Annotated in this window: 10 protein-coding genes; 2 read left to right on the top strand and 8 right to left on the bottom strand. The window is 36.4% G+C overall.

Translation table 11 applies throughout. From position 1 onward, the window contains the following. The first annotated feature begins 618 nt into the window (after positions 1–618). The gene (locus B3297_RS17580; protein ID WP_070561190.1) at positions 619–987 is read left to right on the top strand and encodes a hypothetical protein; all 369 of its coding nucleotides are present in this window, start codon (positions 619–621) and stop codon (positions 985–987) included. Between the two features lie 55 nt (positions 988–1,042). Here B3297_RS17580 and B3297_RS17585 read toward each other — a convergent pair whose 3' ends face one another. From B3297_RS17585 to B3297_RS17600, 4 genes are read right to left on the bottom strand one after another with little or no spacing between them, the layout of a single operon-like run. Beyond that, positions 1,043–2,398 carry a RagB/SusD family nutrient uptake outer membrane protein gene (locus B3297_RS17585; RefSeq protein WP_115049140.1) on the bottom strand — a complete coding sequence of 452 codons (1,356 nt, stop codon included), beginning with the start codon at positions 2,396–2,398 and terminating at the stop codon, positions 1,043–1,045. A 6-nt stretch (positions 2,399–2,404) separates the two neighbouring features. After that, positions 2,405–5,551: a SusC/RagA family TonB-linked outer membrane protein gene (locus tag B3297_RS17590; protein ID WP_286779195.1), complete on the bottom strand. Its 3,147-nt coding sequence runs from the start codon at positions 5,549–5,551 to the stop codon at positions 2,405–2,407. Then, positions 5,548–6,969, bottom strand: coding sequence for a TlpA family protein disulfide reductase (locus B3297_RS17595; protein ID WP_286779196.1), 1,422 nt, complete (start codon positions 6,967–6,969; stop codon positions 5,548–5,550). The genes B3297_RS17590 and B3297_RS17595 overlap by 4 nt, the downstream gene beginning before the upstream one ends. Before the next feature lie 18 nt (positions 6,970–6,987). Beyond that, on the bottom strand, positions 6,988–7,362 hold the full coding sequence (locus tag B3297_RS17600; RefSeq protein ID WP_286709326.1) for a hypothetical protein: 375 nt from the start codon (positions 7,360–7,362) through the stop codon (positions 6,988–6,990). A 967-nt stretch (positions 7,363–8,329) separates the two neighbouring features. On the opposite strand from B3297_RS17600, the gene B3297_RS17605 reads away from it, so the two are divergent. Continuing rightward, positions 8,330–8,710, top strand: a complete 381-nt coding sequence (locus B3297_RS17605) for a helix-turn-helix domain-containing protein (RefSeq protein WP_286709327.1) — start codon at positions 8,330–8,332, stop codon at positions 8,708–8,710. A 178-nt stretch (positions 8,711–8,888) separates the two neighbouring features. Here B3297_RS17605 and B3297_RS17610 read toward each other — a convergent pair whose 3' ends face one another. Genes B3297_RS17610 through B3297_RS17625 form a run of 4 tightly spaced genes read right to left on the bottom strand, consistent with a single transcriptional unit; the run spans position 8,889 to position 16,081 of the window. Beyond that, positions 8,889–9,590 (bottom strand): M48 family metallopeptidase, encoded by a 702-nt coding sequence (locus B3297_RS17610; RefSeq protein ID WP_286709328.1) that lies wholly within the window; start codon positions 9,588–9,590, stop codon positions 8,889–8,891. Continuing rightward, positions 9,590–12,640, bottom strand: coding sequence for a type I restriction endonuclease subunit R (locus B3297_RS17615; protein ID WP_286709329.1), 3,051 nt, complete (start codon positions 12,638–12,640; stop codon positions 9,590–9,592). The genes B3297_RS17610 and B3297_RS17615 overlap by 1 nt, the downstream gene beginning before the upstream one ends. After that, on the bottom strand, positions 12,637–14,670 hold the full coding sequence (locus B3297_RS17620) for a DUF262 domain-containing protein (RefSeq protein WP_286709330.1): 2,034 nt from the start codon (positions 14,668–14,670) through the stop codon (positions 12,637–12,639). The genes B3297_RS17615 and B3297_RS17620 overlap by 4 nt, the downstream gene beginning before the upstream one ends. Continuing rightward, complete coding sequence (locus tag B3297_RS17625) at positions 14,660–16,081, bottom strand: DUF262 domain-containing protein (RefSeq protein ID WP_286709331.1); 1,422 nt, start codon at positions 16,079–16,081, stop codon at positions 14,660–14,662. The genes B3297_RS17620 and B3297_RS17625 overlap by 11 nt, the downstream gene beginning before the upstream one ends. Positions 16,082–16,216: the final 135 nt, after the last annotated feature.

Below are 16,216 nucleotides of genomic sequence, written 5' to 3' on the forward strand. Positions count from 1 at the left end.
CCCCGAGGGGATTTTTTATTGCTCTACCTTTTCATTATTCCAAACCTGTACATACACGACTCCAGATTCGGCCAAGCCCAGCTGCTCTTTACTGGCGAACTTTGGTATAAGTTAACGACGAAAACGTTAACCGGATAAAACGAAGAAATAATAAAAGTCAAGTGGGCAGGCCATGATAAGGAGGCGCCGCTGCCAACAGACAAATGGATCAGGTAATACAAGTTGTATGAACAAAATGCACCCTATATTGAACATAATGACGGCTCTTTTCCGTTGCATCGGAAAGCTATACTCGTCCCTGAGGACGCAGGTATATCCGCTGATTATGCCCAAGAGTTTGGTCTGTAGACTGGTCAAAGACAAGCTTCAGCTGGACACTTTACCGCATCGGATTGCCTTCGCCCAGAAGAGAGTTGTACAGCGAAGGTCGCGCAACCGTAAAGGGGCACTGTTCACGGAAATCCCGGATGGCTCTCAGGGCTCATCTGGGAACAGGCAGGCTGCGTATCGGGATGCAAAGCCAGCCAGCGAGGTCTGCTAAAAGACACCCCACAACATAAAATTAATCAAAGTTTTTTGAGGCAACCTTTTTTTGATCGGATAAAAAAGACCACAACCATGATTTCAAAAAAGATCATTAAAAGAAGTCTAATTACCGTTGGCTCGGCATTGACTTTAGTACTAGGTATCGCATTCGCGGTGAATGCAATGGAAAAGAAGGATAGTTTTATTGAGGAGCAACCTGCAACTCAAACATACTACTATCAACTAAACAGTACAACTCCTGCGGATGTTAATAACCGCAATAATTATGCATTGACCAAACCTGGCAACGGACAGGTGGAATGCGGTAACGGAATATATATCTGTGAAATTCAAGATACTCCACACCCATCCGACGCTACAAAACCGGCCATGTCATTGGGTAATGTGACCGATAATCCTGATGATTACGAAGCTGCCGAAAGACCGGCATTTTCAAATTAATGGGATAGTTTTTAAGGAGGGACAGCTCGGCTGCCCCTCCTTTTAGTGACACACTTTATCTTGGGTTTTGGGGCATGCCTGTCAGTTCAATGATCTCAGCAGGTAATGGTAACGCATATCTGTTATCATTTCTCTTAAGCAAAAACTCGCTGTCACCTAACTTGCGAACAGGAATAATCACCCCATCATCAATCTTATTTAAACGTTTGATATCCCCCCATCGGGAATCCCGCATGATAAATTCCTTTCGTCTCTCATCCAAAACTAGTTTTAAGGCGCTCTCCTGCGACATTGAGGCAAGCGGCGGGCTATAAGTCTCATCGTAACGATGACGTTGGAAAATTTCAAGAAATCGCAGTCCTTCCTCTGTTTTATTCAGGCGTATCAGTCCTTCCGACAGATTGAGGTAAGCATCCGCTACTGTAAGTCCCATAAAAAGCCCTCGGGAACCGACGTAAGACCCCTTGAAATTATACGATCCATCTTTATTTCTTTCAAAAAACAGCTTCTTTCTAAGATCATGTATGTCATATGAAGAATATAATAGTGTATCAATTTTACAATAGGACTTTCCAAGCATGTTATAGATTCCTCCTCCGGCCACTATATAAACGATTTCGTCATCAAAACCAAAAAACGGATATCTGGCTTCCTGCGAATACTCTTTATAATCTTTAAGTTTGCTATCGATTTCAAGTGCTTTCTGTGCATACAGAATTGATTGATCAAATTCAGCTCGTGCCTGATAAATCCATGAAAGTAGGACATAAGCTGATATCCTTGACGGTAAGTGCATATTATCTGATTTCAGCGGCAATAAACTTTCCGCTTCATGTAGATCCTGTAATATCTGTTGATAACATGCCTCTACTGTTCCCCTTTCGGAAGGTATATTAAAGTCATCATTCAGTCTTAATGGGATGCCAAGATCAGTTTTAGAAGCGTCTTTATCATATGCATTAGAGAAGAGTGAAAGCAATTTATAATGACCAAATGCCCTGAAGAATAATGCCCTTCCCCTAAGCTCCATTGCACGCCCCTTTATTTTCTTCTCAGAAGCGATCTTATCCAATTTGGCTAATACATGATTGCTGTAATATATGCTCTTATAATAATCCAGCCAAGGATTGAGGTAAAACTGGTAGAAGATTTCTCCTCCCCATGTATATAACTGTCTTTCGTGCTGATCAAATGCTTCCCAGCTAGATTTGTCGAGGTAATAATTATCAGCAGAAGCCTCGCCAAGTCCCATGCTATAATAATTCATGATCTTAGTATTGTTCAATAGCGCATCAAGGTCTTCGAGGCTATTGGCTTCTTTTAGACTGGCATCAGGTTTTTCATCCAAGAAATTTTTACATGAAACCTGAAGGATGATCAATAGATATAAAAAATAGTTGAGCGTTTTCATTTTTTTCTAATTATAAGTCAAATTAATGCCTAGAGAAATCTGTTTCTTAGGCCTGAATTGTGAAAGGTAATCGGGATCAATTCCTTTATTGTTTTTTCTCCAAATAATTCCAAGATTAGTGGCATTGCAGAATAGCCTTCCGGAAACAATTTTATTGATCCTGAATTTATATCCTACAGAAAGATTTTGTAAACGTACATGGCTTGCATCTTCAACTAAAACGGAAGAACTTTGATAGAAAGAGCTACGCTCGGTATCAACAGGGTAAATAAAAGAAGGTATATCTGTTTTGGATTCGTCACCACTCACTTTCCATCTACGGTCAAAATCCCCGCTACCATCGCCTAATCCACCCATGGCAACCAATTCATTATATCCTACTGGAGTCCGTCTAAGTACATGTCCTAATTTATATAGAAAACTGGCGGAGACATCAACGTTTCCTAGCGACATACCGGGGTTAAAATAACCCGAATAGCGCGGAACCACAGTACCTTTGTATTCGAGTACAGATTTATCCTGCAGTTTGATGTTTGGATAATCGATCGAACGCTGACCATCCAGTTCCCCGACAGGATTTCCGTTGGCGTCTAGCCCATTCCACTTATATGCGAGAATAGAATATACCGGATAGCCTACCTGTCCCGTTACTGAAGTACCATAACTTAGAAACTCATAAGCATAATTGCCCTCATAATAATAATCGGTTACTTTATCAGTATTGAAATTGATCATAAGCTGGGGCGTAAAGAAAACACGATTTCCAAATGGAATATTTCCATTAAGCTTTAGGTCAACACCATTGCCTTTCATTGCGGCAATGTTCCGAAGTACACCCTTGTTTGGTATAGCCGTATAATCCACGGGATATCTGCCAAAAAGGTCAGTTCCCCATTTTTTGTAATAGTCAAGAGAACCATTGATCTTACCCGATATAAATGAAAAATCAATTCCAGTATTCCATATTGTATTTTTTTCCCACCTTAGATCAGGGTTGCTGTACTGGGAAATAATAGCCTGCGGCAAGTTGGTATAGCGGTCCGGGCTTGTGTAGCGAATAGTTGTAATGGCTGAGCGCGATTGATCCACATTTCCACTGATACCATATGATCCGCGTAAGCTCAGCGCATCTATCCATGCAATCTTAAAGAAACGCTCTTCCGAAAGATTCCATTTGTAGCCGATAGACCATAGCGGTTGCCACCTTTCATTCGTTTTTACACCGAATAGATTTGAAGCGTCCCGCCTAACACTCCCTGTCAGGACATACCTACCGTTATAAGAAACCGATGCATTTGCATATTGAGATCTTGAACGGTTTATTTTAAGGCTCTTATTATCTAAATATGGAACATAAATGGTCGATTTATCAATAAAGTGAGTGTATGGGTTCCGGTAATCTACTTTTGAAACAGTATACGTGTCGGGATCAAATCCATAGAATCTGTATTGCGCACTCTCGGCATTTGACTGTCTCCACTCCGTTCCCAGTAAAGCTGTAAACAACAAACCCCGCCACCTCTTTTCATAGTTAACACCAAATCTCACATTATGCGTCTTTTGTATCTGATCAGACTGATCCAGAATACCGCCAGTAGGAATTGCCGATGTTACAGTTCGTTTGGCATAGTCTACCATAGCATAGGAATTGATTAGATTTCTGACCATGTAACTATCCTCATCATAACGTTGCTTATCCCGGGTGGATACAAACTGAAAACCATAGTTCCCCTGCAGATTCAGGCCCTTCAAGAGTTTGATATCAGCTGTCACATTTGCCAGCACCATATTTGATGCAAGTATAGAATGCTTTTTTTTGTATTCTATCAGCGGGTATTCGAACCAATCATTTAAGAGCCCTTGCCCTACAGTGTCAAGATATCCTACCCTATTTTTAGCTTGTCTAATTGGATTGCCATCTTTGTCTGCAAGCATGAGGTATGGTCTACCGTTTGATGGACTATAAGCAGTTCTTCCTTCTTGAAATTTATTGTCTACATATTGAAGGTCAGTTGAAAGCCTGATTTTTGGATGCAGTTCAATCTCAATAAAAGTCCTTATTAAATTCTTCTTCAGCTTTTCATCCAGTGTGCCGGTATTGTTGTCCATTCGTGCAGAAAATTGGTAACGCAAGTTCCTGCTACCACCTTCAATACTTAAGTTGTGATATTGGTTGACAGCCGTTCTGTACATATACTTACTATAATCGTCCCTGACATCAAGTTTTCTGTAGTTCGCTATAGCCTGCTCATGATCCTTTCGATCTCCTATCCCATCTCTAATGGCTATTAAATGCTCTACTACAGGCGAAAAATAAGGCATGTTGAAGGAATTTTGATTATCATAACGGCCTTTTTCAAACAGGAAGTTTTCGAGATCGACAACACCCGAAGAAGAAATTCGATTCAAGGAATAAAGGTCCGGTTTTTCCTGTATCTGCACACCGCCTGCTATTGTGACCCGATTCGGTGAATTGTATTTCCCTTTTTTCGTCGTGATTACTATAACCCCATTACCTGCACGGGTGCCCCAAATAGCCGATGCAGCAGCATCTTTTAATATTGTGATATCGTCGATATCTTCCGGATTGATCCAGTTCGGATCACCTTCGTAGGGAAAATTATCGAGCACGATGAGGGGAAGGTTTGTATTATTTATACTGCTCAATCCACGGATAGTCATCGACCGTTTGCTGTCACCCGTCTTATCGAATAGGATCGGTGAATTGCCTTCTAACTTCTGAAATATATTGCTGCCGTACACATCCCTGCTTCGTTGGAGATCAATTTTATCGACTGCGCCTGAGGATATACGCTGATTTATTTTCTGATATCCTGTATTAATTGTAACTGTTTCGAGCATATTATCTTTGCTGGCCAAAGTGACAGATCTGTCTTTAAGCAGCTGGCTCAATGCAATCGTAACAGTTTTGTATCTGATATGTGTAAAAGTCAAGCTATCCATATTAAACTTGTTCAAAAGAAAAGATCCTTCATGGTCAGTTTTTGCAACGAAATCTCTTCCTTTGACATTTACCTCTTCCAGCGGATTAAAGCTATCCACGTCGGTGATCTTTATCTTTATTACCTGAGCCTGACCGTTCACCGTCTTGATAAAAATGAAAAGCAAGAATATTAAATAAGTCGTTTTCATAAGCTTCTCCTTTCTGTTACCTCTATAATTGATTGTTTAGCGCGCTGATTTTTGATTTTTAGCCCATATTTAGACAATATGTCCTGTAAATATTCCTCGTCCCTTATCTTATGGAGATCTATAGAAATCCGGTCCTGTTTATCGATTAAATCACTGGACAAATAGATTGGTACCCTCCGCATATCCTTTTGCTGGTAGTTCAGCGACTTCAGCAGTTCTTCAATCGTCACATTGCCTGCTGTGGCATATAACTTTTTATTTCCTGTTGGATATATCAGTTTGGTTTCAACTTCTTTCTCAACGACTGCAAGGTCATATCCATTTGTATTGAGCAGTGCGCTCAATGCATTCCACTTTAACTCCTTTTTTGGGATGTTCAATGGAGCAATAGATTCCAAGCCAGCGCCATATTTGGTTAACCATACAGTGTAAGGAAATTTTTGTTGATCTTCGAAGCCGAAGTAGTCGAACTGATCTTCATTACTTATCTTTAAAAAGATCCGGTTATGCCAATAAACATCCAGGAGCTTGTACATTGCAAACAACAGACTATGATTTGTCAGGTAGAGCCTTTGCGTGCTATCAGTCTTTTTGTAAGATCCAAATGCTGAAAGTCCGCTTATAGGCCCCATTATAACCGTCCTGGATTTTATAGCATCCTTAATTCTACTGTTTTTTTGGTCCAGGATGACTTTGGTTTTATCAAAATTAAGGATATCGCTCTTTGCAAGATATTCTTCATATTTACCTCCTTTCAATTTTTGGACATTTTCAGGTAACAATATTTCAGAGTGGGCAATAGTCAAAACTTTCCCCTGTTGGATGACTACGACGTGCGGAATTATCCTATATGGAAAATAAGCGCTGAGCACTGTATCGCCAATTATTGTTGGAAAGTTAAGCTTAAACCTTCCGTTGAACTTGGTGACTTCTTCCTTGTCCTGATAAGTGACACCGAGGAATGCTATATCTGCATCAGTATACGCATCTGTTTTAACATACTTTTGTATTGATCCAATACAGGCACCACACCATGTAGCCCAGAAGTCCAGAATGATCAGTTTTCTATTTTTGAGTTCATTAAGAGTTACTGTATTCCTATGGGATCTGTCGTACATAGAATTTAAGGCTGTAGTCCAAAATTCATCTGGCACTGTATCACCTATTTTCAGTGGTTTGATTATTTTCAGCCCTTCCGCCCCGCTGTCCTTGCGGGGCGTCTGAGCCGATAAACTAAACATATGAAACATAAGAGCTAATACAATAAAAGCTCTTATGTTCTTCAATGCCTTTAAAAAACAAGTTAAATAGGATTGAAAAACTAAGAGGAACACAATTACAACTAGTGTAATCTGTATAACTGGAATATTGACTACCTTATCCAATAAGGCAGTGTATGATTTTGATCTTTTTATCATCTGCTTATGGATTAGGTATTATTCAGCAATTCTATTAAAGAAACTGTGGATCCTTTGTTTGGTTTCCAGATCGGCCGTAATGACGCCGGCAGGTTCCGTAAAGGCAAATGGCACCGTATCGATTCCGATCTTGCGAAAGTGTACGAGGAAATAAGCCATCAGCACACGACACACTTTCATCAAAAAGGTATGCATCTGCTTTACGTCGGCAGCATCTTCCTGCACCGTACTCTTTCTATAGTTTTCAAAGAGTGTCCACAGGCTTTCCTGACAGTCGGTGATGGTATGTTGGGACCAGAACTCCGTAATGGTTTTTAATGGATCGTATCCATTGTCGTATATTTCATAACATGCTAGCTCAAAAGGTAGCAGATTGTTTGATTTTTGGTTCATAATTTAGTTTCATCAAGTATGACAAACCCGAGGTGCTACCGGAAAATTAGGCCAAAGCATCCCCCTTCGCGATTTTTTCGCGTTAAAATGGCTTGTCATTGCACAGATCAAATGCGACCTATGCGAAATGGACAAATAAGATTAAAAGTCCGAAAAGCGCCTTGATACAGTTTCAAAGCATAAATTAGGGTTAATTATGGCGCTCCCTGCCGGAAAGAAGGAAATACCGACCTACCACAAAATTGTATTACAATAAAAACTACGGGTAAAAAGTTTGGACTGAATGAAAATTTGCTTAATTTTAAGGTGCAAATATTAAATCAAGCTGTATCACTGGCCAATATTACCTTTTAATGCAATTATATAAATGTATAGGTCGGTGACAGGCGTAAAAAGAGGGAAATTAAACTGAACCGGGTTCAGTTGTCTTTTCAATTTAAGGAAAGTCAAATCCTCCCCTTTTTGTTGCTCTTTACAGCCTGTTTTAAGTTGAGCGCAACCTATTCAGGTGCGCGAAAGATGTTCTTTAAAAGTGATTTGCGGGAATACCTAGTCATCTGATCTCTGATCGAATGCGGGTAATGGGTGGTGTTTTTTGTGTTCGTTCTCATAATCATTTTTGGTTTTATGTGAACGATGTTACTCTCTATTATTGCGAAGAATAAAAAAAGCAAGGGGTGACCCGCACTTTAGATCTGAAGGTGACTAACCTTTGTTGTCTATGTCTACACGAGACACTTGACTCTACCCTCTAAAGTAAACGCGAATCACCCACATGCATTATAAAAGTATTACAAAAGTAACAAACTTTTTGAGCATGGGGCGATATCACGGTTTTCTCTGGGTAATTTAGTCGTTTACAGATAGAGAAAAACATCGTTAATCATGGCTAATTGCCCTGATCTTCATATCGCTAGAACAAAAATACAAATAACTGGAATATTATGCAAGTTTTTTAGGTTAAAATATGTCGAAAAAAATCAATAATATAAAAAAAGCTATCAAAGATTCTCCACTCCAAGTAATAGCACTAGCTCTGTACCTTGACGTGGATGACACGACAATAAGCAAATGGAATTCAAATACTGCTCAACCGAGTTTAAAAAGATTGGACGAAGTAGGTGAAATTCTTGAAGTAGATAACGTAGAACTAATTCAATCCATTCCGAGATATTCTACTGGATTAGCTCAAGCTCTACAGAATGAATATAAAAGATTGCTCAAAACCGGTATGTCTATCAAAATCCAATCTCCTGATGATAAAGGAGAATTAAAAGAGATTAATAATCCTGAATTTGTAAGAGCACTCCAAAAGTTTGTTGCCGATTATAAGAACGAGAAATTATAACTTGCAACGGGATTGTATGTAGCCAAAAGGATTTTATGGCTGAAAAGCCTATAAAATCCCGTTCGGATAATGGAGCCAAAATTGAGATTTAAAACTGAGATAAATATCAACAGAATTTGCTAAAATTGTACACCCCAGCATTCGAAATGTTGGGGCATATATCTTTTGACTATTTAAACTAATATATCAATGGCAATTCATTCAATAATTTTTTCTGAGTTCTCCAATTTGGGTAGTATTGGTCCATCATTAGGACAAAACGCTTATTATGATGACGTTCTAATAAATGAACCAATTCATGAACCACTACATATTCAATACATTCAATCGGTTTCTTTGTTAATTCGATATTAAACCATAATCGCCCATTAGTTACAGCACAAGAACCCCATTTTGTTTTCATCGTTCTGATTTTGAATTCAGGAATTTCCAATTGCATTTTATCTGCAAAATGTGCGAGCAAACTATTCAATTTAATACGAAGTGCTTTTCTGTAAAACTTGTATAAAACCTCACGCTTCAATTCTTTATCATTTCCATCTATTACAAAAAGAACAATCTTTTTACCTTTTAAACTAATCGAATTCCGTTTAGCCACAACGACTTCTAACAAATATCGTTCACCAAACAAATAATGACTTTCTTGGTTTATCATTTGTCGTTCGGATTCTCTTGCTTGATTTTTAAATTTTAGCTGCTCTTTCTTAATCCAACCCAATTTGGTAGCCGCATAGATTTTCACCTTCTCCAAATCATAAAATTCTGGCGAAGAAATCGTCACCTTTCCTTCCGGCGGGTGGACACTAAGATGTAAATTCTTAATATCTTTAAAAGTAACCTCTATCTCTACTCCTCCAATCTTCAACTGCTCTACTTTCATTAGTATTCGTCTTTATGAGCTTCTATAATTTTATAAATCTCGTTGACTTTATCCTTATCTTTTACAACGTCGTAAATTGCTTTTTTGACTAAGTTTTGTTTCGCTAAATTTTCTCTAAAACCTTCTTGTTTTGCGTATTGTACAGCATTTTCACAAGCTAAAGCCAAATATTCATCTTCCAAGGTATGATACAAAGCTACTTTTCCTTTTGTATTTAGCGAATCCGGTAAGTCATCCTTTTTACCTTGATTGACTTGGCGCACCAGTTCCACCATTTCATTCAAATATTCTTGATAGGAAATCATATCTTGCTTGCGCTTTTCAATCAATTCTTGCAAAAGAACAGACATGTGATCAAAATACTTCGGATCTAACAAATGTTCTTCTACAATTTTACTGCGCACGTTGTTTTCAATAATTTCTGCAACAGCTTCTTTATTACCTTTAACACCAGCAGGTAAAGTTTCAATCGCTTTTTGAATATTGGTATCAAATAAATCCAACAAAGAAATATCCTCAAAAGGAGAAATGGTTTCAGATTCTTCAGCACGGATATAGGTGTCAATCAAGAAACGCATATCGGCTTCGTAGGCTTTCAAATCAATCGTTTCACCTGACGCAATTCGAATAATTTCTCTGATGTTTAAATACTCATCAATTTTTTTATGAAAACGTTGTACTTCTGCATCACTAAATTCAGTCTGTACAAAATCTGCTTTGATAGCTGTATAAGCACGTACATATTCAACGATAGCTTTGTATAAGGCCATACGTTTGAATTCATTCGCTTTTAAATCTTCGGGGTTCTCGGTATTCCCACAGAAATAGCGAATAAAATCCAAATCCGCTTTGGGTAAAGCTACATTTTCAATAATCGCTTCTACGGTTTCATATGCCGTCATCAATCGATCGGCCGCTACTTTGATACGATCCTTTAAATTGATTTCAACTTCTTCCTTTGTAAACCCTTCACTGTCCAATTCAGATGTATAGACACTGATAGCGTCGGTTACATTTCCAAACAATTCCATGTAGTCGATGATGTAGCCATAATCCTTGTCGTCGGTATCCAAACGATTCACACGACAAATAGCTTGAAACAAGGTATGATCCTGCATCTTTTTATCGATGTAAATATAGGTACACGGAGGCGCATCGAAGCCTGTTAAAAGTTTAGATACTACGATCAATAATTTCATGCGAGCAGGTTCCTTACGGAAACGCTCCTTGCTTTCTTGTTCATAGGTTTCAGTCTTAGATTTATTACCACTCGGGCTCACTGATTTTAATAATTCCGTATAGGTATTGTAGATGTATTCTTTGTCTGTTTCGCTATCTGCCCCTGTATCTTCTAACGATATATCACGTGCATTTGGATTGTACGAAGTAATGATCGCACATTTGTTTTTCAGTTCCGTATTTAGAAACAAGTTGTAGTACTTACACGCTTCATAAATGCTCGAAGCCACTAAAATGGCATTACCTTTTTCATTTGCTAAACGCGGTTTTACAGAGAAATCCATCACAATGTCTGATACGATTTTTTCCATGCGGCTCTTTGAACTCAATACATTTTGCATTGTTCCCCATTTCTTTTTGAGTTCATTGCGCTGGAATTCATTCAACCCCGCTGTTTTTGCTGCAAACCATTGATCAACTTTAGATTGTGATGTTAAAGATTGTTCTATCTTACGGCCCTCGTACATCAAATCTTTCACGACACCGTCTTGAACTGCCTCGTTGAATTTGTAGGTATGAATGTATCGACCGAAAACATCCATCGTCGTTTTCTTGTCTTGTTTCAACAAAGGCGTTCCTGTAAACCCAACAAATACTGCATTATGCAATACGGCTTTCATCACTTGGTTGAGTTTACCGCTCTGTGTGCGGTGGCACTCGTCAATGAAAACAAAAATTTCTCCCTGCGTTTGTAGCGGATTTTCTTGCAATTCTTTTAAAAAAGCATCAAAATCGGTTTCGCCTTTATTTCCAAACTTATGGATTAATGAACATACCAATCTTGGGCGTGACGAAGTCAAAAACTGTATCAATTCTTTACCTGATCTAGTTTTTGCAATATCTGTTTCACCCACATCATTAAATACCCTTTCGATTTGATCGTCCAACTCTGTACGGTCGGTTAGAATCACCAAACGGGAATTGGGAACATTCTCCAGAATCCATTTCCCTAGCATCACCATCATTAAGGATTTACCCGAACCTTGCGTATGCCAGATAATTCCTCCTTCACGACCTCTCACAAAATCTTGCGCTGCTTTCAACGCAAAATACTGATGTGGACGTGGTAATTTTTTCACCCCTGCATCAAAAACAACACCATTGTAAACGATATCTAAAAAGCGTTCTTTGACACAAAGTTTCTTTAGGTATTTATCCAGTTTATATTCGGTATTGTCGGCTTCGTCTTCTTTCCAAGACAAGAAATATTTAGCTGGAGTTTCTATAGTTCCATACTTCAATCCTTGCGTATTATTACCCGCCATAACAAACTGAACCGTGGTATAAAACCACTCGTTAAAGGTTTCTTTTTGATTGGAAATGGATTGATTTACCGATTCTGCAATGTCTGTGGTCCCACGTTTTAACTCCAATACACCCAAAGCAATACCATTCACATACAACACAATATCAGGACGACGTGTATGTTGGCCTTTGGTCAAAGTAACTTCTTCCGCGATACCAAATTCATTCTTCTCCCAGTTTTTCCAATCAATCGGGAAAATGGTATCAAACTGCTCTCCCAATTCCGGTCGCGCTTTTACACCATAACGCACCATGTTATAAAAAGCCTTGTTACGATCGTATAAATTACCTGAACTCGTATGTGCCAAATCGTATAGCTCCTTCACTGCTTTATTGGCCAAAGTTTCTGTATATCCCCGTTGCAAAAGATTCTTTTTCAAAATCTCTTGCTCTACGTTGCTATTATTGTCACGTTTCTCCCAATTGCCATAATAGCTATAGCCCAATTGCTCTTGAAACAATTTGATAATTCTATTTTGGGTGATACGTTCGATTGGGTTGATCATGGTAAATTAGTTTTTAATAGGGAAACAATATATTGATTATGTTCCAATATTTCTTCAACAAACCATTTTGAATTTTTCATCATTTCCAGTTGTTTTATACTATCCTTTGAATTAGAATTGATATAATGTTCTTTTTTAGCTTGAGGCAAATAATTACTTAATTTTGAATTATTGCTATGAGATATTAAACATAAATTTCCAATACAATTTAATATATTTTCATCTTCTAACTTTTCTCCGCTAATTGGATTTTGAGGATAATAGTGCTCTACTGAACTTCTGAAAGAAAATGCGAAATCTTTATATTCATCCTTTTTATTCACCCATAAGAGATAATCAATGTAATTGAAAATTAAATTGTTTCTTACTTTCCCATAGGATAGTAAACTGTCATCAAAATCTGCTTCTAAATTTTCTAAGTCATTCAAAAGTATTTTATCATATCCTACTTCTTGATTTTTATTTAAAAATCTAAATTTCAAAAACTTCTTTGCAATTTTAATTAAGCTTTCTTTATATGTAATTGAATCTATATTAGTTGGATTTTCTAATGAAGCTATGTTCTTTTCAAAATCATAAGATTTATGAAGAAACATTAACACTTCTAACAACCAATACTTATAGACTAATGTTGGTGTGGATACATGAAACATTGATAACAATAATATGAGTTCGTCATTTATTGATTTTTCATGGTAAGTATTGATATAATTATAAGATTCTTTATCTCGTATTCCATCTATTTTAGGATAGAATTTCAATGCTTCTAATGTCCAAAAATCCTCACCTGGTAAATATTTTCTTTTCAAAACATAATGATCAAGTAAAAATTTGGTCTTTAATAACATATAGCCAAAATCAAGTACAAATCGCGATTTATCGGCAGAATTATCTAGTGCTTTTTTAAAAAAGCTCAAAAGTCTTTTGTCATCCAAACTTATCTCGGAACTATCAGATAGCATCAATTTTAAAACATGTAATAGAAAATTTTCAAAATTGATTACAGGCTGATATTGATTTGAATCAGATTCGTTAACTATTTCCTCATTTTGAAAAGAGTCAATTTTATGCTTTAATGATAATTCATCATTTGTATCAATGATTTCATCAAAATTTAGTCCTACAGTAACTTGTTCAATATCACTATTATCATTTGATAATAATCTGTATAATTCATCACTTGATGTTGGTATAAACTGAAACCATCGATCGCCAAATACCGCTGTTCTGTATTTTTTTGGAAATAATAATTGAACGTAGTTCTCCATTTGTGAACATGCATCCCAGATTAAATGAAAAGACTTTCTAAGCTTTGAAGAATTATCCAATCCATTTAGCTCATTCATCATTCGAGCTTTAAGAATTTCGTGTTTTTCTAATTGCTCGCCTCGAGAATTCATTATTTCAAAATAATGATTCAAATCTGTGTCTAATGGAACTTGAACACGAATAATAATTACTTTTTGAAATAGATAATCTATGAAACCTTGAAAGGATTTATTTTGTAATTGAATCTCTTTTGTATCTGAAGAAAACGATTCTAACAACTTTAACAACTGTGCTTTTACGATAGCGATTCCATTGATAATGTTCTCGTTGAATTCTGGAAAATTGGGTTGTGCTGTACCATTGTTATAAATATATTCAATTGTCTTAACCGATATACTGCGAGATTCAAAACTAATATTTGTCTTTAATTGTTTATCATAACCTGTGATGTCATGTTGTTCTCGTTTTAATTCGCGCAGCGCGCACATTATTAAGTTAAACGTTGTAAGCCTTTGCTGTCCATCAATTGTTTCATAAAAAAATGATTGATTTTCTCGTCGCACATTGACAACTAAAGTACCTATGTAATAATTTTTACTTGATTCTTCGAGGTAATAATCCTTTATATCTTCTATAAGTTGAATAATCTGTTTGTCTTCCCATTCGTAATTACGCTGATAAATAGGAATTAAATAAGCATCGTCTCCTAAGAATAATTCTCCTATGCTTAGATTTACAAGTTCACTTTGATTAGTTTGCATAGTAATTATTTTCTTTAAAAAATTTCACAATTCGCTTGTCCATTCTTCTTGAATTTGAATTTTCAAAATCAATAACCTTCTGTAAACTCGGTACATTTAAAAATGCAGCTTTAATCACTTCTTTAGGTTGAAAAGCATTTTTAACGATTAAAAACAAATTGTTATTAAGTACATATTTATCAATACTATCAAAACCTATTCGTTGGAACTCAAAACGAAGAAAGTAACACCAAACAAATGCTTTTTCTATAAACGCTTCAATTTCTGCTGAGCCAAATTTATCGATATAGTAAATCGTTATACATTCAAACAAATCTTTTAAATAGGACTCTCCATCACGGTAACTATAATCATTTCTATAGACGATTTTCACAAGATATTCGGCCCTTGTACAATCACTATCCAAAGTACTTATAGGTTTTAAATAGTCCTTTTTAAATCGTTCATTTATTCCTAAATAATAATGGATGTACTCAAAAAACCTACGCCCATTTATCATTAATTGATCTATCTGAAACGGAAAGTTCATTTTTTGTTTATCTATTTTCCGTTCAATGTTGGCGTTGTATCCATCTACTAAGTGATGAGCAATTTGTAAACTTTTTACGTAAGGATATTCTTCAATCTTACTAATGCTAATTCCTTTAAATCCTTCTATTTGTTCTTTTCTAAAATAGCGAGACGAACGGCTATTACTCCATCCTTTTATCCTGAACAAATATTCAGAAAACAACTCATGTAATTTCGCTGTTGAATACTTTTCCCATTGATCTATGAATTCGTGTTGGATACTTTTTTCACTTGGATCAAACTCTCTTAAATGGAAAGCTTTTAATAAATCATGAGGATATAGATCTTTACCTCGAGAATTTTGTGAATCAAAGAATTGAAATGCTTCGGTTTCGTCATAAATAAAGAAAACGACTACTTGAAAGTTTTTTATAAATTGAACAATGGTTTGATCATCAAAATGCTGAATGGCACGTTGAATCGTTTTGTAATTCGAATTTATATTTTCAATAGATACCTTGTGTCGAAAAGTAATCGGTACTTTTTTTAAGCAATTATATGTAGCATTTACAAACTCCTTCGTATGATTTTGATATCTTGGATTATCACTTACTTGCTTTTGTAGCGCATAAATCAATATTCTCAAGGTCAAATAGCGTTGTTGACCATCAACTATGTCATAAGATATACGTTCTACTCCATTTTCATTTATGTTATTTATATGAATAACGATAGTACCTATACGATAATGACTTTTGTGTCGAAACGTATGTATATCATCTACTAATTGTAGCACATTTTTAGAAGTCCATTTATAAGGTCTTTGGTATTCGGGTATACGTATTGCTTCTATACTCAAAAAGTCTTCTATGGATTTTATTTCGGCTATATTATCTTTCATTTAAAAAATTTTATTTAGAAAACTTAAACCTATAGCCACGCTGATAACTCTTGATTTCGAAAACGTTAATTCCAGCATTTACGATTTCGGCTATAGTATAAAGATTAGTGCCAAGTTTTTTCATTTCATAAATAT

The sequence above is a fragment of the Sphingobacterium sp. UBA3519 genome (assembly GCF_002377215.1).
GTDB lineage: Bacteria > Bacteroidota > Bacteroidia > Sphingobacteriales > Sphingobacteriaceae > Sphingobacterium > Sphingobacterium multivorum.